The 22,663-nt window shown below is 63.5% G+C and carries 21 protein-coding genes; 10 read left to right on the forward strand and 11 right to left on the reverse strand.

Translation table 11 applies throughout. The annotated features are described in order from the left end of the window. The first annotated feature begins 17 nt into the window (after positions 1 to 17). The 5 genes from HV796_RS16215 to HV796_RS16235 all read left to right on the forward strand — a co-directional run bounded on the left by HV796_RS16215 (position 18) and on the right by HV796_RS16235 (position 6,345). The gene (locus HV796_RS16215; protein ID WP_175227527.1) at positions 18 to 914 is read left to right on the forward strand and encodes a polysaccharide deacetylase family protein; all 897 of its coding nucleotides are present in this window, start codon (positions 18 to 20) and stop codon (positions 912 to 914) included. Between the two features lie 104 nt (positions 915 to 1,018). After that, positions 1,019 to 1,480, forward strand: a complete 462-nt coding sequence (locus HV796_RS16220) for a peroxiredoxin (RefSeq protein ID WP_175227528.1) — start codon at positions 1,019 to 1,021, stop codon at positions 1,478 to 1,480. A gap of 414 nt (positions 1,481 to 1,894) precedes the next feature. After that, the gene (locus HV796_RS16225; RefSeq protein ID WP_175227529.1) at positions 1,895 to 3,766 is read left to right on the forward strand and encodes a PhoH family protein; all 1,872 of its coding nucleotides are present in this window, start codon (positions 1,895 to 1,897) and stop codon (positions 3,764 to 3,766) included. A gap of 327 nt (positions 3,767 to 4,093) precedes the next feature. After that, positions 4,094 to 5,350 (forward strand): C40 family peptidase, encoded by a 1,257-nt coding sequence (locus tag HV796_RS16230; RefSeq protein ID WP_175227686.1) that lies wholly within the window; start codon positions 4,094 to 4,096, stop codon positions 5,348 to 5,350. A gap of 188 nt (positions 5,351 to 5,538) precedes the next feature. Beyond that, positions 5,539 to 6,345, forward strand: coding sequence for an SDR family NAD(P)-dependent oxidoreductase (locus tag HV796_RS16235; protein ID WP_175227530.1), 807 nt, complete (start codon positions 5,539 to 5,541; stop codon positions 6,343 to 6,345). Positions 6,346 to 6,389: 44 nt separating this feature from the next. On the opposite strand, the gene HV796_RS16240 is transcribed toward HV796_RS16235, so the two are convergent. The 9 genes from HV796_RS16240 to HV796_RS16280 all read right to left on the reverse strand — a co-directional run bounded on the left by HV796_RS16240 (position 6,390) and on the right by HV796_RS16280 (position 14,141). Continuing rightward, on the reverse strand, positions 6,390 to 7,319 hold the full coding sequence (locus tag HV796_RS16240) for an inorganic phosphate transporter (protein ID WP_175227531.1): 930 nt from the start codon (positions 7,317 to 7,319) through the stop codon (positions 6,390 to 6,392). Continuing rightward, a complete protein-coding gene (locus HV796_RS16245; RefSeq protein ID WP_175227532.1) occupies positions 7,319 to 7,945 on the reverse strand; it encodes a DUF47 domain-containing protein in 627 nt (208 codons plus the stop codon). The genes HV796_RS16240 and HV796_RS16245 overlap by 1 nt, the downstream gene beginning before the upstream one ends. A gap of 136 nt (positions 7,946 to 8,081) precedes the next feature. Then, a complete protein-coding gene (gene dnaB, locus HV796_RS16250) occupies positions 8,082 to 10,511 on the reverse strand; it encodes a replicative DNA helicase (RefSeq protein WP_175227533.1) in 2,430 nt (809 codons plus the stop codon). A gap of 136 nt (positions 10,512 to 10,647) precedes the next feature. Next, positions 10,648 to 11,100: a 50S ribosomal protein L9 gene (gene rplI, locus HV796_RS16255; RefSeq protein ID WP_175227534.1), complete on the reverse strand. Its 453-nt coding sequence runs from the start codon at positions 11,098 to 11,100 to the stop codon at positions 10,648 to 10,650. 28 nt (positions 11,101 to 11,128) lie between these two features. Next, on the reverse strand, positions 11,129 to 11,404 hold the full coding sequence (gene rpsR / locus HV796_RS16260; protein WP_175227535.1) for a 30S ribosomal protein S18: 276 nt from the start codon (positions 11,402 to 11,404) through the stop codon (positions 11,129 to 11,131). A 2-nt stretch (positions 11,405 to 11,406) separates the two neighbouring features. Continuing rightward, positions 11,407 to 11,706 (reverse strand): primosomal replication protein N, encoded by a 300-nt coding sequence (gene priB / locus HV796_RS16265; protein WP_175227536.1) that lies wholly within the window; start codon positions 11,704 to 11,706, stop codon positions 11,407 to 11,409. Positions 11,707 to 11,723: 17 nt separating this feature from the next. Beyond that, positions 11,724 to 12,098 (reverse strand): 30S ribosomal protein S6, encoded by a 375-nt coding sequence (gene rpsF / locus HV796_RS16270; protein ID WP_175227537.1) that lies wholly within the window; start codon positions 12,096 to 12,098, stop codon positions 11,724 to 11,726. Positions 12,099 to 12,292: 194 nt separating this feature from the next. Beyond that, the gene (locus tag HV796_RS16275; protein WP_175227538.1) at positions 12,293 to 13,306 is read right to left on the reverse strand and encodes an anti-sigma factor family protein; all 1,014 of its coding nucleotides are present in this window, start codon (positions 13,304 to 13,306) and stop codon (positions 12,293 to 12,295) included. Beyond that, positions 13,296 to 14,141: an RNA polymerase sigma factor gene (locus tag HV796_RS16280; protein WP_175227539.1), complete on the reverse strand. Its 846-nt coding sequence runs from the start codon at positions 14,139 to 14,141 to the stop codon at positions 13,296 to 13,298. The genes HV796_RS16275 and HV796_RS16280 overlap by 11 nt, the downstream gene beginning before the upstream one ends. A 146-nt stretch (positions 14,142 to 14,287) precedes the next feature. On the opposite strand from HV796_RS16280, the gene HV796_RS16285 reads away from it, so the two are divergent. After that, positions 14,288 to 15,184 carry a metallophosphoesterase family protein gene (locus HV796_RS16285; RefSeq protein ID WP_175227540.1) on the forward strand — a complete coding sequence of 299 codons (897 nt, stop codon included), beginning with the start codon at positions 14,288 to 14,290 and terminating at the stop codon, positions 15,182 to 15,184. Between the two features lie 9 nt (positions 15,185 to 15,193). Next, complete coding sequence (locus tag HV796_RS16290; protein WP_175227541.1) at positions 15,194 to 15,583, forward strand: cupredoxin domain-containing protein; 390 nt, start codon at positions 15,194 to 15,196, stop codon at positions 15,581 to 15,583. Positions 15,584 to 15,701: 118 nt separating this feature from the next. On the opposite strand, the gene HV796_RS16295 is transcribed toward HV796_RS16290, so the two are convergent. Then, complete coding sequence (locus tag HV796_RS16295; protein WP_175227542.1) at positions 15,702 to 16,613, reverse strand: LysR family transcriptional regulator; 912 nt, start codon at positions 16,611 to 16,613, stop codon at positions 15,702 to 15,704. Between the two features lie 325 nt (positions 16,614 to 16,938). Here HV796_RS16295 and gcl point away from each other — a divergent pair, with 325 nt between their 5' ends. From gcl to HV796_RS16310, 3 genes are all read left to right on the forward strand, one after another. Further along, positions 16,939 to 18,723: a glyoxylate carboligase gene (gene gcl, locus HV796_RS16300; RefSeq protein WP_175227543.1), complete on the forward strand. Its 1,785-nt coding sequence runs from the start codon at positions 16,939 to 16,941 to the stop codon at positions 18,721 to 18,723. A gap of 145 nt (positions 18,724 to 18,868) precedes the next feature. Continuing rightward, a complete protein-coding gene (hyi, locus tag HV796_RS16305) occupies positions 18,869 to 19,672 on the forward strand; it encodes a hydroxypyruvate isomerase (RefSeq protein ID WP_175227544.1) in 804 nt (267 codons plus the stop codon). Positions 19,673 to 19,745: 73 nt separating this feature from the next. After that, the gene (locus tag HV796_RS16310; RefSeq protein WP_175227545.1) at positions 19,746 to 20,654 is read left to right on the forward strand and encodes a 2-hydroxy-3-oxopropionate reductase; all 909 of its coding nucleotides are present in this window, start codon (positions 19,746 to 19,748) and stop codon (positions 20,652 to 20,654) included. A gap of 274 nt (positions 20,655 to 20,928) precedes the next feature. On the opposite strand, the gene HV796_RS16315 is transcribed toward HV796_RS16310, so the two are convergent. After that, positions 20,929 to 22,533 carry a hypothetical protein gene (locus HV796_RS16315; RefSeq protein ID WP_175227546.1) on the reverse strand — a complete coding sequence of 535 codons (1,605 nt, stop codon included), beginning with the start codon at positions 22,531 to 22,533 and terminating at the stop codon, positions 20,929 to 20,931. Positions 22,534 to 22,663: the final 130 nt, after the last annotated feature.

A 22,663-nucleotide genomic window follows, 5' to 3' on the forward strand; every position in this document is an offset into this window, starting at 1 on the left:
AGCAAGGCACGCTTCCCTTGGCTCGCATCGTTCTCAAGATCGACGTCGACACGCTGCGCGGTACACGCGAAGGCGTGCCGAACCTTGCGCGCATGTTCGACCGCTTCAAGGCGCGCGCGACTTTCCTGTTCAGTCTCGGCCCCGACCACACCGGCTGGGCGATGCGCCGCGTGCTGCGGCCGGGCTTTCTGAAGAAGGTGTCGCGCACGTCGGTGGTCGAGCATTACGGCATCCGGCAATTAATGTACGGCGTGCTGCTGCCGGGACCGGATATCGGCGTGCGCGCGGCCGCCGAGATGCGCGCGATCCATGAAGCGGGCTTCGAATGCGGCATCCACACGTGGGACCACGTGTACTGGCAGGACAATGTGCGTCAGCGCGAGCGCGAATGGACCACCGCGCAGATGCAAAAGAGCTACGCGCGCTTTCACGATGTGTTTGGCGCGCCGCCCGCGACGCACGGCGCCGCCGGCTGGCAGATGAACAGCCATGCGTTCGGGCAGATCGATGCCTGGGGGATGCGCTACGCGTCCGACGGACGTGGACACACGCCGTACTTTCCGGTGGTCGACGGTAAAACGCTTACGCACGTGCAGATGCCCACCACGCTGCCGACGCTCGACGAAGTCCTTGGCGTCGACGGGATCGACGAACACAGCGTTGCGAAATGGCTGCTGAAACTGACCGCCGCCAACCCACACGACCAGGTCTTTACGTTGCACGCGGAGCTCGAAGGACAAAAGCTCGCGCCGGTATTCGAGCAACTGCTTGACGGCTGGCGCGCACAAGGCCACACGTTCGCAACGATGGGCGATTATCACGCCGCGCTAGACCGTGACACGCTGCCATCGTACCCTGTCACGTGGGGCGAAATTCCAGGCCGCTCCGGTGAGCTGATCGTCCAGCCCGACTGATGCGCGCTGCCCGATCCGAACCGGCCGCGCGTGTCGTCGCGCCGCCCGGCGCACCGGCCTGATTGCGCCTCGGCCCTGCCAAGCCATAACAATCGGAGAAACCCGTGCCCATCGCAGTCGACCAGCCCATCCCCGACTTCACCGCCCCGGCAACCGGCGGCGATTTCACGCTATCCCGCCTTCGGGGCAAGAAGGTGGTGCTGTATTTTTATCCGAAGGACAACACGCCGGGCTGCACGACCGAAGGTCTGCAGTTCCGCGACCTCTATCCGAAGTTCAAGGCGGCCGGCGCCGACATTGTCGGCGTATCGCGCGACAGCGTGCGTTCGCACGAGAACTTCAAGTCCAAGCTGGAACTGCCGTTTACGTTGGTATCGGACCCTGAGGAAACGCTGTGCACGCTCTTCGGCGTCATGAAATTGAAGAAAATGTATGGCAAGGAAGTACGTGGGATCGAACGCTCGACGTTCGTCATCGACGCAAAAGGCGTGCTGCGCCTCGAGTGGCGCGGTGTGAAAGTGCCGGGTCACGTCGATGAGATTCTGGAGGCTGTACAAGCGCTGTGAGGCGCGTTATATTGGGCCGCAATGAGTGCCTGTTCCCACTATTTTCCCCGCAGCTGCGCCCGTCGTCATCACGTTCGTCACACGCTTGACACCTATGCAAGCCACCGCGACGTGAGAGCCGAAAGGCTTATCAGGCGCAACGCGACGACTCAAGTCGAGCCGCTTGCCCCGTTCACCGGGGCGGCGGCTTTTTTAATTGCGCGCGGCTGTTCTAGCGAAACACCGCGTGCGCTCGTCAAGGAGCCGATCGAAAACCAGGCGAACCGGCATTACTAAACGAAGCGCGCCTGCCGGCGCAAACTGCGTGCGCAGCATCGGCACGTTCAGAATGCGGCAGCCGGCGCACACGACATGTTGCACGGATCGCCGCATCGATCACCCGCGATCCGTGCCCCGATTCCTTCGAGGGAAACCATGCCTTTGCCTACTCCGCCCAGCAAGCTCGGAAATCTGTTGTCGCCTGACGAATACAAGGCCAAAGCTCATCCGGCGCGGCCTGCCCGAAAACAGGCGAACGAAGGGGAGCAAGCAGAGTCGCCCGAATTCGGGCGTGCCAATGTCGCCGTGCCTATGTCGGACGCGGCGAATGCGGCGACCACGCTGCGGCCGGTGCCGGTTGCCGCCGCGACCTTGGCCGGGATTGACGCTCCCGCTGTAACGCCTGACTTGCCCGGTGCGGGTGGATCGGCACGAGGCCGCAAGACGAAACAGACCGCCGCGCTGCTGCAGCCGGTGCCGGCCGTGCCCGTTACCGCGGACGAAGAAGACCTCGCGACACGCCCCGTCGCGCGCCGCGGCAAAGCGCCGGCCGGCGCCGACAGCGACGCCGCCGCTACCGCGTCCGCGACACGCGGCGGCACGAAGAAACGCGATACGCGCGGCGCGGCGACCGAGGTTCGCAAGCTTTTTGTGCTCGACACGAACGTGCTGATGCACGATCCGACGTGCCTGTTCCGCTTCGAGGAGCACGACGTCTATCTGCCGATGATGACGCTCGAGGAGCTCGACAATCACAAGAAGGGGATGTCGGAGGTCGCGCGTAACGCCCGCCAGGTGAGCCGCACGCTTGACGCGCTGGTCGCGAACGCGGGCCCGATGACCGAGGGCATTCCGCTCGCGCGTCTGGGCAGCCGCGAGGCGCTCGGGCACCTGTACTTCCAGACCAAGCTCACCGATATCGAGCCGGTCGAAGGCCTGCCGCAAGGCAAGGCCGACAACCAGATTCTCGGCGTGGTGCGCGCGCTGCAGCGCGACCGCGAGGACCGGCAGGTCGTGCTGGTGTCGAAAGACATCAACATGCGGATCAAGGCGCATGCGCTCGGCCTGCCCGCGGAGGATTATTTCAACGACCAGGTTCTCGAAGACAAGGACCTGCTCTACTCCGGCATTCGCGCGTTGCCGCAGGACTTCTGGACCCGCCACGCGAAGGGCATGGAAAGCTGGCAGGACACAAAGACTGGCACCACGTACTACCGCGTGACCGGGCCGCTGTGCGCATCGATGCTGGTCAACGAGTTCGTGTATCTGGAGCCGCAGAACGGCGAACCGGCGTTCCATGCAATCGTGCGCGAGCTCAATGGCAAAACCGCGCTGCTGCAGACGCTGCGCGACTACGGCCACCACAAGAACAACGTGTGGGGCATCACCGCGCGCAACCGCGAGCAGAATTTCGCACTGAATCTGCTGATGAATCCGGAAATCGACTTCGTCACGCTGCTTGGCCAGGCGGGCACCGGCAAGACACTGGTCGCGCTTGCAGCGGGCCTTGCGCAGGTGCTCGACGACAAGCGCTACAACGAGATCATCGTCACGCGCGCGACGGTGCCGGTCGGCGAGGACATCGGCTTTTTGCCGGGCACCGAAGAAGAGAAGATGCAGCCCTGGATGGGCGCCTTCGACGACAACCTCGAAGTACTGCAAAAGACCGATGACGCAGCCGGCGAATGGGGCCGCGCAGCGACGCAGGAACTGATCCGCTCGCGCCTGAAGATCAAGAGCATGAACTTCATGCGCGGACGCACGTTCGTCGACAAGTATCTGATCATCGACGAAGCGCAGAACCTGACGCCCAAGCAGATGAAGACGCTCGTCACGCGCGCCGGTCCGGGCACGAAGATCATCTGCCTCGGGAATATCGCGCAGATCGATACGCCGTATCTAACCGAAGGCAGTTCAGGGCTCACGTATGTCGTCGACCGCTTCAAGGGCTGGGCGCATAGCGGACATGTGACGCTGGCGCGCGGCGAGCGCTCGCGCCTGGCGGACTACGCGTCGGAGATTCTGTAGGCGGCGTCCCCGCTTTCTGTCGAGTGGGTTGTCACGAGCCGCTTCCGGTGGATGCCGGAAGCGGCTTTTTATTGCTTTTTACTCTGCGACACGACCAGCGATCCGTCCCCGGACTCGGCAGAGATACCCAAGCTCAAAAGCAACAGTTAGCGCGTAAACTTCAAGTAATTCATCAGCTTTTCTTGCCGGAGCCAAACCAGACGGGCTACCATCGGGCATCGTCCGCTATGGGCGAGCTCGGCGCTCGCCTCGCCTGGTATGCGCCGTGCCGGTTTTTTGCCTTTGGGTTGTTCGTCCCCGGGTGCTGCATTCCCGGGTGTGACGGCCATCCTGCGGCTGCTGACGCTGCTCCTCGTTGCGTTGCTCGCGGCCTGTTCCAGCGCACCGCAACGGACCGTGCGTTCGAGCGGCGCATCGTCGACAGCCGGCGCCTACCGGACCCCACCCGGCTTCCCGGATTTCGTTGACCACAGCATCGGCCGCGAGGAAATCTCGATCCAGGCGATGAGCCTGGTCGGCGTGCCATACCGATGGGGTGGCAATACGCCGGACAGCGGCTTCGACTGTAGCGGGCTCGTGCACTACGTCGTGCAGCGCGCGGCGTCGGTCAATTTGCCGCGCACCACCGCCGACATGAGTTCGCGTGGCGCGTCGATCGAGCCGGACGAGATCGCGGCCGGCGACCTCGTCTTTTTCAATACGACCGGACGGTCGCATTCGCACGTCGGCATCTATGTGGGCAAGCTGCGCTTCGTGAACGCCCCTTCGACGGGTGGCACCGTGCGCCTCGACTACCTGACCAATCCATATTGGGCAAAGCGCTTCGATGGCATCCGGCGCGTCGCGCCGCCGCTCGCGCCATCGAAGCCGACGCCGTTCGACGGTGCGACCTACGACGCATCGGCACCGTCCCCTCGTGATGGCGATCCGGCCGGTGTGCCACTCGCTGCGCCGGCCGCTGCGCAAGTTGCGGTGGACGGACGCCAACAGGTGCCCGTCACTGCGCAGCGCGATAACCGTATAACAGCCGCGCGTGCGCCGGCGGCTGCGATGGCTGGCCCGGCCGCCGTTGCCACGACAGGCACCACGACAGGCAGCGCGACAGGTGCCACGACGGCCGCCCCGGCCAGCACCGCCGCCGACGCGTTCGAACCGCCGCCGGCCGCGATGAGTGCGGCGCAATCGCAGGCACGTGACGCGGGCGCGGTGTCGCCGGTACGCGTAGCGTCGCCGGCGTCCGCGCCCGTTAACGGCACAGGAAACGGCGCGGCAAGCGCCAATATGATGGCCACTCAAACAACGCAGCCCGCGCAGTCAGGCGCTGCCTACGCCGACGCGCCAGCTCGCGTATCGGCTCAGGCACCCGACCCGATCGACGCGGCCGCGGATGCTTACGAACCTCCGCCTTCCGCGGCGCTCGCCGCGCGTCAGGCACAGCAAGCTCAGCAAACGCCATCCGAATGGCAACGCCCGGCGAGCGGCAGCGCGCGGATCATGCGCGCGTCGACCGTATCGCCCAGTCTTCCCGCCCCCACGCAAACCAACGACGATCCGATCGCCGGCTTCGCAAACAGCAGTTACTGATCGCGCGACCCAGCGTGACGACCAAAGTCGTGCACCCATGTCGCCACACCGATGCGCACCGTATCGTGGATTGAAAGTGCATTGTCAGCGCCGAGCGATGCTGCGCGATGACAAGCAGCCCACGCGCAAGCACAGCGAATGCGCGTCTGCTATCGTGTCCGATATTCCAAGACAAGCAGGTGAACAAGATGGATCTCGGACTGAAAGGCAAGGTCGTTCTGATCACAGGCGGCAGTAAGGGCATCGGCCTCGCGTGCGCGCGCGCATTTGCGGTCGAAGGCGCAAAAGTCGCGATCGTGTCGCGCAATCCGGCTAATCTCGCCCGCGCTCGCGAGCAGTTGAAGAGCGAAGGCTTGCAGGTTCACCTCGCGCGCGCGGATCTGCATGAACAGCACAGCGCCGCGGATGTCGTCGAAGAAGCAACCCAGGCATTGGGCCCGATCGACATCCTCGTCAACAGCGCCGGCGCCGCACGCCGCTACGATCCGGAAACGCTCGACGCCGACGCGTTCAAGGCGACGATGGACGCGAAATACTTTCCGTACATCTATCCGCAGCAGGAAGTGCTGCGCCGCATGGTCGCGCGCGCGAAGTCAGGCGACGCGTCGGAGCCTGGCACGATCGTCAATATCATCGGGATGGGCGGCAAGTACGCGACCGACATTCACATTGCGGGTGGCGCGGCAAACGCGGCGCTGATGCTGGCGACCGTCGGCCTCGCGCACTATCACGCGCGCTACGGCATCCGGATCAACGCGATCAATCCGGGCGCGACGCTGACCGAGCGCGTCGAAGACGCGCTGGCGCTCGAGGCGCAACAACAAGGTGTCGATATTGCCGAGGCGCGCTCGCGCGGCGAAGCGAAGGTGCCGCTCGGTCGTTTTGCGAAGCCGGAAGAGATTGCGGATGTCGCGCTGTTTCTGGCGAGCCGCCGCGCGAGCTACGTGTCCGGCGCGATCATTCCGATGGACGGCGTAAGTACGCCGATGATCTGACCGGTGTGGGCGGTGTGCGCTTCCCGCGCGGCCGCCCTGCATGACTACAGGAACCGATGTCCGAACCACCAGCCGGCGCCCGCGAGCACCGCGGAGGCCGGGATCGTCAGAATCCACGCCCACACGATATTGCCGGCGACACCCCAGCGCACCGCGGACAGCTTGCGCGTCGCGCCGACGCCGACAATCGCGCCCGTGATGGTGTGGGTCGTCGACACGGGAATGCCGAGCCACGACGCGAAAAAGAGCGTCAGCGCGCCGCCGGTCTCCGCGCAGAATCCACCGACCGGTTTCAACTTCGTGATCTTCTGCCCCATCGTGCGCACGATGCGCCAGCCGCCGAATAGCGTGCCCAGGCCCATCGACAGATAGCAGCCGCCGATTACCCAGATCGGCGGCGCGTCGGCGCTCGCCGATGCGTAGCCGGTCGCGATCAGCAGCATCCAGATGATGCCGATCGTCTTCTGCGCGTCGTTGCCGCCGTGACCAAGACTGTAGAGCCCGGCCGACACCAGCTGCAGCCGCCGGTAGCGCCGGTCGACCTTGCTCGGCGGCGTGCGGAAGTACAGCCACGACACGTTCAGCATGAAAAACGAACCCAGCACGAAGCCCAGCAGCGGTGAGACAAAAATAAACGCGATGGTCTTCAGCAGTCCATCGACATTCAATGCACCCCATCCCGATTTCGCGAGCGCGGCGCCGACCAGCGCGCCGAACACCACATAGTGATCGACGATGGCCGGATCGATCGTGCCTCTGCCGACGGTCTCCGCGACCTTCAGGTGAAAGATGAAATACGCAATGACATTGAACATCGCGGCAAACGCGACCGCCTGTTGCGGCTTGAGCACACCGGTCGACACGACCGTCGCAATCGAGTTGGCCGCATCGTGAAAACCGTTCATGAAATCGAATACCAGCGCGACCGCGACCAGCGTCGCGACAGTCCAGATGGCGAGTTGTACCGAATGCATCAGGCGTTTTCCAGCACGATGCCTTCGATGATGTTCGCCACATCCTCGCACTTGTCGGTGACCGCTTCGAGCAGTTCGTAGATGGCCTTCAGCTTGATCAGCGTCTTCACATCGTCTTCTTCGCGAAAGAGCTTCGACATCGCCGCGCGCAGCACACGGTCCGCTTCGGACTCGAGACGGTCGATGTCTTCGCATGCCTTCAGGATCATGCGCGCCTGCTTCATGTCCGGCAGCATCTCGACCGCCGCCTGCACGCGTTCGCAGCACGACGTGCAGATATGCGCGAGCTGGCTCGCCTCCGACGTCACAGCCTGCACGTCGTACAGCGAAATTGCAGTGGCGACGTCCTCCATCAGGTCGAGGATGTCGTCCATCGTGCCGATCAGTTTGTGGATTTCGTCGCGATCGAGCGGCGTGATGAAGGTTTTGTGCAGCAGGTCGATCGTTTCGTGCGTGAGCTTGTCGGCGGCTTTTTCGGCGGCCTGCACGTTCCGTTTGTGAATTTCCGCGTCGCCGAGATTGTCGATCAGCAGCTCAAGCTCATGGCTCGCCGAGACAATGTATTTCGCATGCGCATTGAAGATTTCGAAGAATTTGCCCTCGGTGGGCATGAAACGACCGAACATTGGGTTCCTGAAGGAAGGCTATCGGACCGGTGACCGACAGATGGTACGAACGTATGACAGCGCGTCTGTCATAAATCCGACATATTGTACCGCTCACGGAGCGTCGCGACACCGGCTTCGATGGCCTGCCGTGGCCCTACTCGCTGCCGTAGAAGGTCTGCGCGCCGGCAAAATTATCGAACTTCGTATATTGGCCAATGAACGTGAGCCGAACGGGACCGATCGGGCCGTTACGCTGCTTGCCGATGATAATTTCGGCGGTGCCTTTGTCCGGGCTGTCCGGGTTATAGACTTCGTCGCGATAGATAAACAGGATCACGTCGGCATCCTGCTCGATAGCGCCGGATTCGCGCAAATCGGACATGATCGGCCGCTTGTTCGGACGCTGTTCGAGACCGCGGTTGAGCTGAGACAGCGCAATGACCGGCACGTCGAGCTCTTTGGCAAGGCTCTTCAGCGAACGCGAGATTTCGGAAATTTCGGTTGCGCGGTTCTCGCCCGACGACGACGCGCTCATCAGCTGCAGGTAGTCGACGATGATCAGACCCAGCTTCCCACATTGCCGCGCGAGACGCCGCGCGCGCGAGCGCAATTCCATCGGATTCAGACCGCCGGTTTCGTCGATGAAGATCTGCGCTTCGCTCATTTTCTGCACGGCGTGCGTGAGCTTCGGCCAGTCTTCATCGGTGAGACGGCCGGTACGCATCCGGTGCTGATCGAGACGGCCGACCGAGCCGAGCATACGCATCGTCAACTGCGTGCCCGGCATTTCCATCGAAAACACCGCGACCGGCAAACCGTACTCGACTGCGACGTATTCGCCGATGTTCATCGAGAAGGCGGTGTTATGGGTCACCACGTAGTCGTCGGTGATGTAGAGGCGCGACGGATGCGATACGGAGATGCATTGGGTAGCCGTCTGTCGGGTCGGTTCGATCGCGGCGATGACTGGCAGCTTGCGTCGCGCGCGCCCCGCCGTCAGCCGCGCACGCTTGCCTTCGAACAGAAACAGGTTTTGCGGATCGGGGTGGCTGATCGTGCATTGATAGACCATTGCACCGGCCATGCTCACACCGTCACGGGTAAAACGGCCCTGCTTCCCGGAAACTGTGCACCAACCGCCGAGCGAGCGCACCAATTCGCACACGTCACGCGCCAGATCCGGACTGGCGGTGGAGTAGCGCACCGTGCCCCATCCTTCAACCCAGCCATCGGTATCGAGCAGCCCACGGAGCAAATCAAGCCGCACCGATTTACTCGCATCGAGGTAGGGACGTGGAATGAACTTGTTATCGCTGGTCCGCCCCCACAACCCTAGCTGCTCGAGCGCCTGCCTGATTGGATTGACCGGCGCACGGGCTATTCCGCCTTCGGCCGGGCGCCGCTTGATGCGCCAGTCGTAGCGGCCGGCCCGGCTGAGTTCGAGCACGCCGCCGACGCGCGTGCGCATCCGTTCCAGCGTTTCCTCGGCCTTCACGCTGAAGCGCACCGCAGTGCCGCCGATCGCGCCATCGCCAAGCAACGCGCCGAGTACCCAGGCATCGACGGGCAACGCATCCTGATGACCGAAATCACCGCTCGGCATGTCGATCCATAAGCGGTTTCGATAGCGTTCGCGCGTCAGCAATGTGCGGATTTCCGCCGTGCTGAGAATGCGCGGCGTCGGCCAGTCGCGGTAATGAACGCACCACAGATGTTCGTCGCAGCATTCGGCCGAGCGCCCATCGGAAAAGCTCAGGCGATACACCTGCCGCTCACCCTGCGGATAGCATCCCGTGACCATCGACGGCGCGCCGTCGACCGACGCGAGTGCGTCGCCGACCGCGAGTTCATCCATGCGCTTCCAGCCAGTCAGCGTCCTGACGCGCGCATCGAGCGGCTGCGCCTTGCCCATCGACGGTCTGCCCGCGACGATGATCAGTTCACCGCCATGCATGCCGGAGGTCATCCGGTCGAGGTCGACAAAACCGGTCGGCGTGCCGGTCACGTCGCTCGGGTTCGCGGTGTGATAGAGCGTGTCGATTCGCTCGACCACTTGCGTGAGCAGCGGCCCGATCTCGAGAAAACCTTGCGTGCCGCGCGCGCCGTCTTCGGCGATCGAAAATACTTTCGATTCCGCTTCGTCGAGCAGTTGGCGGACTTCCTTGCCTTGCGGATTGAAGGCATCCGCCGAAATTTCATCGGCCACCGACACGAGCCGCCGCAGCACCGCGCGGTCGCGCACGATTTCCGCGTAGCGCCGGATATTCGCGGCGCTCGGCGTGTTTTGCGCGAGTGCGTTCAGATACGCGAGGCCGCCGACCTCCTCCGCCTTGCCCGACGTGCTGAGCGCCTCGAACACCGTGACCACGTCGGCCGGACGCGTTGCCGCGATCAATCGGCCGATGTGTTCGTAGATGACCCGGTGGTCATAGCGGTAAAAATCGCTTTGCGACAGGAAGTCGGCAATGCGGTCCCATGCGGCGTTGTCGAGCAGCAGACCGCCGAGCACCGATTGCTCGGCCTCGATCGAATGCGGCGGGACTTTCAGCGACTCGATTTGGGGGTCTTTCGACGGTGCGTTCATGGGGTGGGATTATCGGGCAAATGGACGCGCGCGCAAAGTTCACCGGCAGGCGCCGGGCAATAAAAAAGCAGGGGCGGTTTCCCGGCCCCTGCCCTCGCGCCAGCGACTGCCTGGCGCTTTTTTCTGCATGCGGTGCTTAGACGTGCTCGCCGAGCACCGACACCGTCAAGTCGACATGAACGTCCGTGTGCAGCGAAACCTGCACCGGATGGTCGCCGACCATCTTCAGCGGGCCTTCCGGCATGCGCACTTGCGCCTTTTCAACCGCGAAGCCTTGCTTGGTCAGCGTGTCGGCGATGTCCGCGTTCGTCACCGAGCCGAACAGGCGGCCGTCGACGCCAGCCTTCTGGCTGATCTGAACCGTCAGACCGGCCATCTTTTCGCCGAGCGCCTGAGCGGCAGCCAGCTTTTCAGCCGCGACTTTTTCGAGTTCCGCGCGACGGACTTCGAATTCGGCGATCGCGTCCTTCGTCGCGCGGCGGGCGCGCTTGTTCGGGATCAGATAGTTACGTGCGTAGCCGTCCTTCACCTTGACGATATCGCCGAGGTTGCCCAGGTTGACGACTTTTTCGAGAAGAATGATCTGCATTCAAATGCTCCTTATGGCGCCGTCGGGTTTAGGCCTTGTGCTGGTCGGTGTACGGCATCAGCGCGAGGAAACGCGCGCGCTTGATCGCCGTATCCAGCTGGCGTTGATAGTGCGACTTCGTACCCGTGAGGCGCGCCGGCGTGATCTTGCCGTTTTCGCCGATGAAGTCCTTCAGCGTTTCGATATCTTTGTAGTCGATCTGTTCGACGCTGGCAGCCGTGAAACGGCAGAACTTCTTGCGCTTGAAGAGCGGGTTTTGTTGCTGGCGACGCTTGTCGAATTTCTTACCAGTCGGGCGGGGCATGTTCAGTCCTTTCCTATGTCCTGCAAATCTGTGATGTGAAACACCAGAGTTCTCGCGTTGCGGCTTTTCTTCGCCAGGAAGCCGGTGAAGAGCGTTTCGACGCCCATCGCACAGCGTTCCAGCCTGCCGCTCGCTTCACCGGCTGCCACCGCGGGCATCGTCAGTTCAACCTGGCGGGCAATGCCCGCTTCGACGACTTCCGTACGGTGTTGCAACATGCAGCCTGCAATCGGAACGCCGGCGGGGGTGTACCGCAACGGTTCGCGTTCGACGACGCTGGCTGTGAGTTGCAGCCGGTTCACTCTGATGGCTTAGAGTCTTAAGCCTGCGCTTCGGACGGTTGCGTAGCAGCCGCCTTTTTGGCTTCTTCGCGCTGCACTTCCTTCATCATCGGCGACGGGCCGGATTCGGCCTTCTTCATCTTGACGATCAGGTGGCGCAGCACCGCGTCGTTGAACTTGAACGCGTGCTCGAGTTCTTCGAGCGTGGTCTGGTCGCATTCGATGTTCATGCAGACGTAGTGAGCCTTCGCGAGTTTCTCGATCATGTAGGCCAGCTGGCGACGGCCCCAGTCTTCGATACGGTGGATCTGGCCGCCGTGCGACGTGATCGTGGACTTATACCGGTCGATCATCGCGGGCACTTGCTCGCTTTGATCGGGGTGCACGATAAAGACGATTTCGTAATGACGCATACACACTCCTTGTGTTCTTGCAGCGCTTATGGATATAAAGCCACCCGGGCGTCGAACCGGTGTGGCAAGTGAGAAGCCGGAAAGTGTAACCCGGATGGGGCGCGAACGCAATACCAAGTGCGTCCGATCGGGTTATTTCGGTCTTGTTTTCAAGTATTTACGTCCGGCGCGCGCTCATCCTACACCCCGCACGCTCAACCGCCGCTCTGCAGCCGCGCGCGCAGCGCCGCCTCGAGCTGCGTCAGCGATTCCGGCGCCGCGTCGGTCACCGCCCACCACATCATCCCGGCATCGCGCCAGCGCGCCAGCGAGTAGCCGTCGCTCGTCAGCGACGGGCCGGGCGTGCCCGCCGCCGGGTCGTTGTCCGGAAACACATAGACATCGATCACGTGCTTCCGATGCATGTAGGTCAGCACGGCAACCCGCCGATGCCCGACATAATCGAGCCGCCCGCCCGCCAGCGGAAAACCGCTCGAGGCGAGATCGACCACCGGCGGCGCATAGTCGATGCGGCCGTTGAACCACGGCTTCACCGTATGCTGGTCCGACGAGATCACGTCGATGTCGCGCCCCGAAATCTGCGCGCGCACGTGACTCGAGACCAGTTCGTCGACGAGCCCGGCCGGCGCGGCCGAACGCTGCTGCGTGTAGATCACGCCGGCCGCGACCGCCGCGCACACCGCCAACGCCAGCGCGCCGCCGCGCCACGCGGCACCGGACGGTAGCGCCAGCGTCCCGGCACGACCCGAGCCGCCGAGGACCGGGCCGCGGGCGGTGTCGCGCGCGTCACCGTGAGCCGACCGCTTGCCGCGCAGAAAGTCGAGCCAGCGGTTTCTCGTCGGTGAATTGCGCCTGCCACCGCGCGCATCGTCGCGCGGGCTCTCCGAGGTTTGGTCCCGGGTTTGGTCGCGGGTGTGATCCCGATAATCGCCATGATTCCGCTCTGCGGCGGATCGGCTGGTCTCCTCGCGCTGCGCAACGACGTCAGTCGCCGGCAGCGCCCCGATGATCCGCGCACGCAGGGCCTGCGGCGCGCGATGATATTGAGCCGCGGCGCGCACCGCGGCGCTCAGCGCGCGCACCGCTTCGCTTTCGCGCTGGCAGACCGCGCAGCCGTCGATATGCTGCTGCAGCGCGTGCGCATCGGGCGGCGAGAGTTCCCGGTCGACGTTCGCGTCGATCAGCGGGCGTGCGTCGTTACAGTCCATCTGGGCTCTCCTGAGCGATACCGCCCGACGTCGCGCCGGGATTGCGTGGCGATGATCCGGACGGGTTACCGGCCGGCGGGTGCTCGCCGCTCCGGTTGGCAAGCGCGGACGGCGGCAGCCCGCCGGGCGGCGGCATCGAACCCGGCGCCCCGGCTGGAGCCGCGGCGGATACGCCAGCCGCACTGGCCCCGCAGCGCTTGTCGCGGACGCCGCGCCCGTCTGCCGCGGCCGTACCCGCGCTCATGCCCGCCGCGGACCCGCGCGACGGCGCCGGCTTGCCCGCTGCCCGCGCCTGCATTGACGCGAGCGACTCCGCGAGCCGCCGCCGCCCGCGCGCAAGACGCGACATCACCGTGCCCACCGGCAAATCGGCAATCGTCGCAATCTCGCGATAACTGAGCTCCTCCAGTTCGCGCAGCACCATCACCTCGCGATACTCGGCCGGTAACTGCTCGAGCGCCGCATGCACGAGCCGAGCGTCCTGTTCGCGGATCATCAGCGTCTCGGGGTCGGCGTTCGCCTCGCTCCACCCTTCGAAGGTCCGGTCGTCGAGGTTCTCGTCGAACTCGACCGAATGACGCGACATCTCGCGCTTTTGCCATTCGGTGTACCAGGTGCGCCGCACGATTGTCAGCAGCCACGGCCGCGCGTTGTCGCCGTGGAACATATCGAAGTAGCGGAATGCGCGGATATACGCGTCCTGCACGATGTCTTCGGCATCGTTCGGATTGCCGCACAACCAGCGCGCAAGGTTAAAGGCCGCATCGAGATGCGGCAGCGCCATCTGTTGAAAGCGGGCGCTGCGCTGTGCGGCATCACTGTCGGTTTCAATCACCGGAGCCCTCCGAACGTTACCGCTGCTGTACCGGCTACGCGACGAGTTTATTCCCGCTGCAGGCGTCGTTCATCAAAAATTAAACGGGAATAAAAGACCCGCGCGCCCGGTTCGACAGGCAGACCCCCACACTGCGAGGAGCGAGCATGTCATCCACCCTTGGTCATCTGAAACGGCGCGATTTCCTGAAGCTGGCCGCGGTCGGCGGCGCGGCGTTCGCATCGGCGCTGCCCGGCTTCACCTACGGACGCGATCAGGACTTTTACTTCGTGCAACTATCGGACGCGCACTGGGGCTTCGAAGGCCCAGCGGTCAATCCGGATGCGAAAGGCACGCTGCCCAAGGCGATCGCGGCCGTCAACGCACTGCCGGCCAAGCCGGACTTCGTGATCTTCACCGGCGACCTGACGCATACGACCGACGACCCGATGCTGCGCCGCGAACGGATGAAGCAGTTCGCCGCGATCGTCGGCGCACTGAACGTGAAGCCGCTCTATCTGATGCCCGGCGAACACGACGCGAGCCTCGATGCGGGCGCCGCGTACAAGGAGAACTTCGGCCCGACCCACTACACGTTCGATCACAAGGGCGTGCATTTCATCACGCTCGACAACGTGTCGGACCCGGCCGGCCGCGTCGGCGCCGAGCAGATCGCGTGGCTCGCCGCCGATATCGACAAACAGCCGCAGGACGCGCGCATCGTCGTCTTCACGCACCGGCCGCTGTTCGATCTTGCACCGCAATGGGACTGGGCGACGCGCGACGGCGCGCAGGTGATCGACGTGCTGACGCGCAGGCAGAACGTGACGGTCTTCTACGGCCATATCCATCAGGAACACCACACGATGACCGGCAACATCGCGCATCACGCGGCGCGCTCGCTGATGTTCCCGCTGCCCGCGCCCGGCTCGCAGGAAAAACGGCTGCCGGTGCCGTGGGATGCCGCGGCGCCGTATCGCGGACTGGGCTGGAGACAGGTCGACGTGAACACGCAGCCGCGCTCGTTTGCCCTGAACGAAATGCCGATCCGCAACATTTCCTGAGGACGCGCGATGTCAACCACAACCCACCGCTCGCCGCCAAGCGCCGCGCGGCGCAGATGGCTTACCCTCGCCGGCACGGCCGTCGCGCTCGCGGCGATGTCGCACATCCCGGCGCGCGCAGCCGCGCCGCGCGTGATCCAGGTGCACGCGAGGCGCTTCGTGTTTACGCCGAATCAGATCAAACTCGCGCCGCATGAATCGGTGGTGTTCGAACTGACCTCGGAAGACATCACGATGGGCTTCTCGATTCCGCAATACGGCGTGCGTGCCGATGTGCCGCCGGGACCGCCGGTACGGGTCGCGGCGCAAGCGGGCGACGCCGGCACGGTCGAATTCCTGTGCGACATCTTCTGCGGATCGGGGCACGAAACGATGAACGGCGCGCTGATCGTCGGATGAAACCGTGCGCGGCAGATGGGAGCCGCACACTCGGCGGGCGCGAATCGGCCTCCACCGCGCCCGCGATTCACCTTCAATCTGCCCTTCAGGCCGCCTGCAACCCGCTCGCTCCGCGCGGCTAGGCGTCGCCCGCCCAGTATCCGGGCCGCGCGTACACCACCTTCAGATAATCGATGAAATAGCGCACCTTGGCCGGCACGAAGCGCTGCTGCGGATACACCGCAAGGATGTCGTAATCGGGCAGCGCGTAGTCGTCGAGCACGGTTTCGAGTTCGCCGCGCGCGATCTGTTGCTGCACTTCCCACGTCGAGCGCCAGCCAAGCCCGAGCCCTTCCGATACCCAGCGGTGCAACAGCTCGCCGTCGTTGCAGTCGAGCGTGCCGCCGACGCGCACCGTCACAAGCTTGCCGTTGCGCCGGAAATACCAGCCGCGGTTTTGCCCGCCTTGCAGATTGAATGCGAGGCAATTGTGCGCAGGCAGGTCTTCGAGCGTCTTCGGCCGGCCGTGCCTGTTGAAGTACGCGGGCGTGCCGCAGACGACGCGCGAATTCGACGCGAGCTTGACCGCGACGAAGTTCGGATCGACCGCGCCACCGATGCGGATCGACAGGTCGTACCCCTCGCGCACGAGGTCGACGACCCGGTCGGTCAGATTGAACGACACCTGCAATTCCGGCTTGTCGGCCAGAAAGACCGGTGCGAGCGGCGCCACATGCTTGCGGCCGAACGCCGCCGGCGCCGACACGATCAGATGGCCGCTCACCGCGCGATGCCCGGCGCTCAGCTCGTTTTCCGCCTGATCCCATTCGGACAACAGTCCGCGGCAACGCTCCAGAAACGACGCGCCCTCTTCGCTGACGACCAGACGCCGCGTCGACCGGTACATCAGCTTCACGCCGAGCCGCTTTTCGAGCGCGTCGATGCGCCGCCCGAGGATCACCGGCGACACCCCCTCCTCGAGCGCCGCAGCGGCGAGGCTGCCGGCATCCGCGACGCGCACGAAGGTTTCGATCTGTTTGAAGCGGTCCATCTTCGTCTCCGTTGTCGAATCGGCGATGTCGAATCGGCGTTATACCGGTTACCGCGCACGGCGCAGCGCCACGACCCGAAGCGGCAATCCAGCGCCGACGGGACTTGCGCCGCGCATCGATCAGCGCCCGCCTGTTAGCGCTACGCTGATTGCTCGCCATACCCACCGCGATGCCCGTGCCGCCAGCCTGCCCCTCATCCGGCAATTCGATACTTTTTGTATCGGAATAAACGACCCGGACTGATCTTATCAAACCTTTGGTGCAGACCTAAAGTGCGAACAACGCCCCCTTTCCCACATTCGCAGTACACCCCAGGAGACATTCATGGCCAAGATGAGAGCCGTCGACGCAGCCGTACTCGTGCTCGAAAAGGAAGGTATCGACACCGCGTTCGGTGTGCCGGGCGCCGCGATCAATCCGTTCTATTCGGCCATGCGCAAAGCGGGCAACATCAGCCACGTGCTCGCCCGCCACGTCGAAGGCGCGTCGCATATGGCCGAAGGCTATACACGGGCTGCCCCGGGCAATATCGGCGTGTGTATCGGCACGTCAGGCCCCGCCGGCACCGACATGATCACCGGCCTCTATTCGGCATCCGCCGACTCGATCCCGATTCTCGCGATCACCGGCCAGGCACCGCGCGCGCGGCTCTATAAGGAAGACTTCCAGGCGGTCGACATCGAATCGATTGCCAAGCCGGTCACCAAATGGGCCGTCACGGTGCGCGAGCCGGCGCTCGTGCCACGCGTGTTCCAGCAGGCCTTTCACCTGATGCGTTCAGGCCGTCCGGGTCCGGTGCTGGTCGACCTGCCGATCGACGTGCAACTGGCCGAAATCGAATTCGACATCGCGACCTACGAACCGCTGCCGGTCTACAAGCCGAAAGCGAGTCGCGTACAGATCGAAGCCGCGCTGACGATGCTGAACAACGCGGCGAAGCCGCTGATCGTGTCGGGCGGTGGCGTGATCAATGCGGCGGCTGAAGACCTGCTCGTGCAATTCGCCGAAACGCTCGGCGTGCCGGTGATTCCGACGCTGATGTCGTGGGGTGCGATTCCCGATGACCATCCGCTGATGGCCGGCATGGTCGGTTTGCAGACGTCGCACCGCTACGGCAATGCGACGATGCTCGCGTCGGACTTCGTGCTTGGCATCGGCAACCGCTGGGCGAACCGCCACACCGGCAGCATCGACGTTTACACCAAGGGCCGTAAGTTCGTGCATGTGGACATCGAGCCGACGCAGATCGGCCGTGTCTTCGGGCCGGATCTGGGCATCGTGTCGGATGCCAGGGCCGCGCTCGAACTGTTCGTCGAAGTCGCGAAGGAATGGAAAGCGGCGGGCAAGCTGAAGAATCGCGGCGCGTGGGTTGAAGAATGCCAGGAGCGCAAGCGCACGATGCTGCGCAAGACCCACTTCGACAACGTGCCGGTCAAGCCGCAGCGCGTCTACGAAGAGATGAACAAGGTGTTCGGCCGCGATACCTGTTATGTCAGCACGATCGGCCTGTCGCAGATTGCCGCCGCGCAGTTCCTGCATGTGTTCAAGGCGCGCAACTGGATCAACTGCGGCCAGGCAGGCCCGCTCGGCTGGACCATTCCGGCTGCGCTCGGTGTGCGCGCCGCGGACCCGCAACGGCCGATCGTCGCGCTGTCCGGCGACTATGACTTCCAGTTCATGATCGAAGAGCTCGCGGCGGGTGCGCAGTTCAAGCTGCCGTATGTGCATGTGGTGGTGAACAACTCGTACCTGGGTCTGATCCGCCAGGCGCAGCGCGCATTCGACATGGACTACTGCGTGCAACTCGCATTCGACAATATCAATGCGCCGGAAATCGAAGGCTACGGCGTCGACCATGTCGCGGTGGCCGAAGGCCTCGGCTGCAAGGCGCTGCGCGTATTCAAGCCGGAAGAGATCGCACCGGCGCTGAAGAAAGCGCAGTCGATGCTCTCCGAGTTCAACGTGCCGGTGGTCGTCGAAGTAATTCTGGAACGCGTGACCAACATTTCGATGGGCGCCGAAATCGACGCGATCAACGAGTTCGAAGAACTGGCGGCCTCGCATCAGGACGCGCCGACTTCGATCAGTGCACTCAGCGCGCTCGATTGAACACCGTTGAGGCGGCGCGGCGCGCGGTCGCCGGCGCCCGTCACGCTGCGTTTATCCGTTGCTTCCTTTTTTGCAGAGCTTGTCCGGGCGGCTTGCGAAAGCCATCCGGAAGGACGCTGTCCACCTGACCGACCCGAGAGAAACAATGCCTCAATTCGCTGCAAATCTCACGATGCTGTTCAACGACGTCCCGTTCCTCGAGCGCTTTGCCGCCGCGGCTAGCGCGGGCTTCGATGCCGTCGAATTTCTGTTTCCGTATCCGTACCAGCCCGCCGAGCTTGCAGAGCGTCTGCAGCAAAATCGCCTGAAGCTGGTGCTGCACAATCTGCCGGCCGGTAACTGGGAAGCCGGTGAACGCGGGATCGCGTGCCTGCCGGATCGGGTTGGCGAATTCCAGGAAGGCGTAGGCCGCGCAATCGAATACGCGAAAGCGCTCAAGGTGCCTCAACTGAATTGCCTCGTGGGCATTCCGACTGCTGGAGTCGACGCGGACAAGGCGCGCACGACGATCGTCGGCAACCTGCGTTTTGCCGCCGCCGCGTTGAAGAACGAAGGCATCCGTCTGCTCATCGAGCCGTGCAACTCGTACGATATTCCCGGCTTTGCGCTGAACCGCTCCGCCGACGCGCTCGACGTGATCCGCGCAGTGGGCTCGGACAACCTGTTCCTGCAATACGACATCTATCACATGCAGCGGATGGAAGGCGAACTCGCCGCGACGATCAAAAAGAACTTCGCCTCGATCGCGCACATCCAGCTAGCCGACAATCCCGGCCGCAATGAACCCGGCACCGGCGAAATCAACTATCCGTTCCTGTTCGACCTGCTCGATTCGCTCGGCTATACGGGCTTTATCGGCTGCGAGTACAAGCCGCGCACGACGACCACAGAAGGTCTCGGCTGGTTTCAGAACGCAAAGACGAAAAAAGTTGCAAACGCAACCGCATAAGCGCGACGGCGCCCGGCGCGCCGGCAACGGCAAGCGCATCAATTTTTTCTGGATTCCACTGGAGAGTATGTAAATGGCAAAGATCGGCTTTATTGGCCTTGGCATCATGGGCTCGCATATGGCGCGCAACCTTCTGAAAGGCGGCCACACGCTGATCGTGAACGGCGCGTACCCGGTGCCGGACGATCTGACCCAAACCGCGACCGTGGTCAAAAATTCGACTGCCGTCGCGCAAGCGGCGGAGATCGTCGTGGTCATGGTGCCGGATACGCCGGACGTCGCGAACGTGCTGTTTGCCGATGACGGCGTAGCCGCAGGCCTGAGCAAGGGCAAACTGGTAATCGACATGAGCTCGATTTCGCCGCTCGAAACACAGGCATTTGCGAAGAAGATCAACGAGCTCGGCTGCGATTATCTTGACGCGCCGGTGTCCGGTGGCGAAATCGGCGCGCGCGATGCGACGCTGACGATCATGGTCGGCGGTCCGCAGAAAGCGTTCGATCTCGCGAAGCCGCTCTTCGATCTGATGGGCAAAAACATTTCGCTGATCGGCGATAACGGTGCGGGCCAGACCTGCAAGGTCGCCAACCAGATCATCGTCGCATTGAATATCGAAGCGGTTGCCGAAGCGCTGCTGTTCGCCGCGCGCTCGGGCGCCGATCCGGAACGGGTGCGCCGCGCGCTGATGGGCGGCTTTGCCGCATCGCGGATTCTCGAAGTGCACGGCGAGCGGATGACGAAGCGCACGTTCAATCCGGGTTTCCGCATCGAACTGCACCAGAAGGACCTGAACCTCGCACTCGATGGCGCGCGCAAGCTCGGCATCGCGCTGCCGCACACCGCCAGCGCGCAGCAACTGTTCAGCGTGTGCGCGGCGAATGGCGGCAAGGCGTGGGATCACTCGGCGATGGTTCGAGCGCTCGAGATCATGGCGAACTTCGAGGTCGCGCAGGCGCCCGCCAGCGACGCGAAGGCGGCCTAGCCCCCGTCGCCCGGCACAGCCAACCACGCCAGACTCGGGCTGCCGCGCAGGCGTCGCGACAGCCCACAAGTGGGGCGTCCGGTTCGAAGCGCGCAACGCGACGGACTGGACAAATCGGGCCGCTCTGGGCTGAGGGCGGCTAGTGGGGTCCGCAGCGGCACCCGGCGGCGACGGGGAAGCCTTGGTCGGTCAGACGCCGTCGTCGGGTGTCCGCCTGTCGGATCGCATCACGCGCGTGCCACGCGCGCCACCGCTTGTGCCACGCGAGGGCAACCTAGCACGGCGCATAGCGTCCCGGTTGGAAAATCCTCAACAGATAGTCTCTGACGGACGGGTCAAAGTCCGGCCGCTCGATCGTATCGAGCACACGGGTCAGCGACGCGAAGCGGAATTCGACCGGATACGTCTGGTCGACATAGTCCTGCAAATCCTTGCGTGTCTGGAACGGCGTGAAATCGACGACGCACGAACCGGCGTGCTGGCTCGCGATACGCGACTTCAGGTCGGCGACCGTATCCGGAATGCCATAAGGCGCCGACAATACATTGACGATCGCCTTGCCCTTCGGATAGTAGAGACCATAGAACCCGTCCACCATCGGCGACACATCGGGCAGCTGCAAGGTCACGATCACGTCCGCATTCGTCCCTTCACTCTGATAGCGGGTCAGCGCCTGCGACGGAAAGATGTAGTTGCCCGACAACGCCTCTTTCAGCTGGAACGGCAGCAACCCATCTTGCGCGACGAGCAGGATAAGCCCGCCATAGAGCGCGAGCGGCACAGCCGGAAACGTACGTGCCCTCGCACGGGTCATCATCCCGATCCATGCGGCTGCAACGAAGGTCAGGCCGTAGCTGACGGTGCGCGGCGAATACAGGTCATATTGCGTTTGCGTACGCAGATAGAACGCCAGCAGCAAAAAGCCGAGGCCCGCGACCATCAGCAGCCGGCACGCGCGCACATCATTACCGCCACGAGCCGCACTGCCCGGCTGTGAAGGCCACGACCAGTGTTTTCTGGCCAGCCACAGGAACAGCACAGCGGCCACGCCAAACCAGACACCTTCTTTCGCCAGCTGGAGAATGAATTTGAATGTCAGGAAGCCGAACGTTTCAGGCGCCGGAATACGTGCGATGCCTGTGCCGAAGCCGGTCGTGTGGACATTGAATGACTGATACGCGATAAAGAAGACTGCGGAGACGACAAATGCCGGCAACGCGAAGAGCGCGGTTTTTCTGCCATACGCGAGCCACGCGCCGATAAAAATGGCCGCCGCGAACGGCGCAAAGAAGTAACGCGCGGAACAGCCGATCATCAGGAACATCGCCAGCAGGAACACATTCCAGTACCGCTGTTCGCTTCGATGGAGTCGCGAAATCGCATACACGGCGCCGCAGAATGCGAACAGAAAAAGATTTTCAGACCACGTGTATTGATACAGCCCGAACGACAGCGGGTTGATGATGACCAGCGCAGGAACGAGCACATTGCGGAAGGAGTTCATCAGCAACCAGAACCCACCGAACGCGAGCATCAGGTTGGTCGCCTTGCTGCTCAGGATCAGGTCCGCAATTTCGTGTGACGGCGCCGTCAATGCAATCGCAAGCGGATAGCCGCATGGGAAGATCGCGAAATACGAGCCGTCGACCGTGCATCCGTCACCCTGAAGAATCGATTGGGCGAGGTGCAGATAATTCCACGAATCGACCGTCAGGAAGCCAAATGCGCAGGCCGCGAGCGCGCCCGCCGCAAGCACGAAAAAGATGGCCAGAAAATACGCGAATCTCGTTGAAGTCCAACTGCTCGCGGTGGCCCGCTGCCGTTCCTGTCGCGCGGGCATCGCCCCCGCGGACTCCATCCCGGTGGACGTGGGAGGCATGATGGTCGGTCCCTGCAAGCCTCCCGACACCCACCGACATAACTGAGCCGCTAGCATCTTCGCATGTCCTCCAACAGCGCAACAGGCCTCGTGCGACGGCTGCTGCACGAGCCGTCGCATCGATCGGGAT

This window comes from Paraburkholderia humisilvae (assembly GCF_902859855.1).
Taxonomy (GTDB): domain Bacteria; phylum Pseudomonadota; class Gammaproteobacteria; order Burkholderiales; family Burkholderiaceae; genus Paraburkholderia; species Paraburkholderia humisilvae.